General features: G+C 34.9%; 2 protein-coding genes and 1 pseudogene. All 3 read right to left on the bottom strand.

The genetic code is table 11. The annotated features are described in order from the left end of the window. Positions 1 to 27: 27 nt before the first annotated feature. Positions 28 to 1,287 (bottom strand): hypothetical protein, encoded by a 1,260-nt coding sequence (locus IMQ48_RS22950; protein WP_230326534.1) that lies wholly within the window; start codon positions 1,285 to 1,287, stop codon positions 28 to 30. 110 nt (positions 1,288 to 1,397) lie between these two features. Beyond that, positions 1,398 to 1,826, bottom strand: a complete 429-nt coding sequence (locus IMQ48_RS22945; protein WP_196210808.1) for a hypothetical protein — start codon at positions 1,824 to 1,826, stop codon at positions 1,398 to 1,400. A 155-nt stretch (positions 1,827 to 1,981) separates the two neighbouring features. Continuing rightward, a pseudogene (locus IMQ48_RS22940) lies at positions 1,982 to 2,232 on the bottom strand (hypothetical protein); the annotation flags it as partial.

Genomic DNA, 2,232 nt, shown 5'->3' with positions numbered 1-2,232 from the left:
AGAGTTATTACTTGGATAATATTTATGTTATTTGTTAAAAAGTTTTTCATATATGACATTTCCATATTCTTTGCTATATTTTTCTCCTGCATCCTCACCTACACCTTCCGCAACTTTTGAACCAGCTATACCCGACGCAATTCCTGTGACAAGACATAATCCAGCACCAATACCGCCAATTTCTTCTGTTAACATTCCTAATGCCCACATACAAGCTCTACGTCCTGCGATTCCCGCAATAGGGCCAGCTAAATTTCCGGCAGCTTGTTTAGCACCAAATTTACTGTATTCAACTATAGCGGTTTTGTAACATGCGTCTTCTCGACCCTTTGAACATGCCTCATATACGTTCTCTGAGTATCCTGCAAAATCTAGCCCAATACCAATATATCCTATCTTTTTCATTAACTGCATTAGTTTTGCAGATTTCTCAACATATGAAGCGTAACCCTCTATAGCACCTACACCCGTTTGGTCCCATTTGTGAGTGATAGACCGTGTAGACAAACCCAATGTTTTTTTTAATGTTTCATATTGTGGTAATCCTAATTGAGATTTACTAAAACGATTCAATACGGCATCTAATTGGTTAAATAATATTTTTCTTCGTCCAAAAAATTCCTCACCTGAGATACGGCCATTATTTTGAGAATAAGCATCTTGATATAATTTCTCAATATCTTTAAGTATTTTATTTATTTCGCTATAATATTCACTACCAATATCCTTAATATATCCCATTACATCACCTGATGTTCCAAGAGCATCACTATGCAATTGAGATGAAAAAATATCCACTGCCGTTTTATTATCATGCAATAATTTGGCTTCTTCATTTGATAATGGTTCAAGCGCTTTATCGATTTTATTTCTTGCTGTTTCAAGAATCTTAATTTGTTTTGCATCTTGTTTTTCCGGATCGGCAACAATCAAAATTGAACCTGCCTTTTTCTTTTTTTCCGGATTCAACTGATGATACAACTCTTTTACTCCCGATGGTGGACTAACCATTAACTCACGTTCATATAATTTAGGTGTCGTCAGTTCTGGTACTATACAAAAACCAGGTTCAACTGATTGCCTGGATTCTGAAATTTGTCTTGTTGCGTGAACAAGAGGAGGGGGTGTTTGAGGTCTGTTTGCTGCTTCATAACTTGCTAAAATATAATTATCATATCTGTATGTAATATTCAAATGGGGTATAAATCGACATTGGCAAGGACATGTACCTCTGCTATGTGCTGAACCTGCCAGTAAGCATATGATTTCTGTCTCGTATTGAGACATATCACGCCCCGTTTTTAAGTAATAATTATATGATTCATTACTTATTCTTTTTCGGAATGGAAAATTAGACTTTCTATGAGAAAAGATATCTTCGCTTTCATCATTAAAGATTATTTTTTTCTTAAATTTATCGTTCCCCCCGCGCTTCCAACAAATCTACTATGTTCATTTATGTTTTCAGAACCCCGAAGATAATCAGGTTGACGCTTATACAAAGATGTTTCTTCTTTGAGTCGCTTTATCCTTGATGATGGTGATTCTACCTTTCGACCCTCCGAATCAATATCACTATCCCAGGAACTTAAGTTTACTTGACGAAATAAATCTCTCCCACATTCAATCGATGAACCTTTCGGTACACCACCTTTTATTTTATATGTTTTACCATTAACTCCGCATATGTATTCATCCATTTCATATACTATTTCCATTCCTTCGACAGTATGGCATTCCTGACTCCTTTTTATAAAGCCGCCACAACTTGTTTTATCTCCCGGCGATAATAAAAATCCTTCAGAACGCCTATCAAAAAAGCTCATAATTAAAGTTCTCACATATAATGTCAAAGTTTGATATCAGACTATTTTCATTACTTTTATTGTGATGCTAATCTCAAACCTCAAAAAAAACCTGAATCTCCACATTGAAGATTCAGGTTGTAAATATTACATGGATGATTCATTTGCTCAATATGTTAAAGCTCTCGTTCCTTCTCAATTATCAATTGAATCTCAGTAACCCCATCATTTGCTAGCAGCATCTGCATTGCTTTCTCCCATTTTATGGTTGTCTCACGTTTTTCAACGATATAGTCGTATCTATCATAATGTTTTTTGCCTATGTTTTTATTTGCATGCTGATTAACAATATCTTTCTCATTTTCAGTAAAGTGAAGCATTCCTGATAATGTTTTAAAAGTTCTTCTTATATCACGCATTGAAAAAA

It is taken from the genome of Citrobacter sp. Res13-Sevr-PEB04-36, assembly GCF_015672735.1.
Taxonomy (GTDB): Bacteria; Pseudomonadota; Gammaproteobacteria; order Enterobacterales; family Enterobacteriaceae; genus Citrobacter.
Note: the sequence above shows the minus strand (reverse complement) of the source record. Positions and strands in the feature narration are given on the sequence as shown.

Excerpts from the sequence above, each read along its gene's own strand:
- IMQ48_RS22950 (WP_230326534.1), bottom strand. The coding sequence starts at position 1,287 with ATGTCTCAATACGAGACAGAAATCATATGCTTACTGGCAGGTTCAGCA.
- IMQ48_RS22945 (WP_196210808.1), bottom strand. The coding sequence starts at position 1,826 with ATGAGCTTTTTTGATAGGCGTTCTGAAGGATTTTTATTATCGCCGGGA.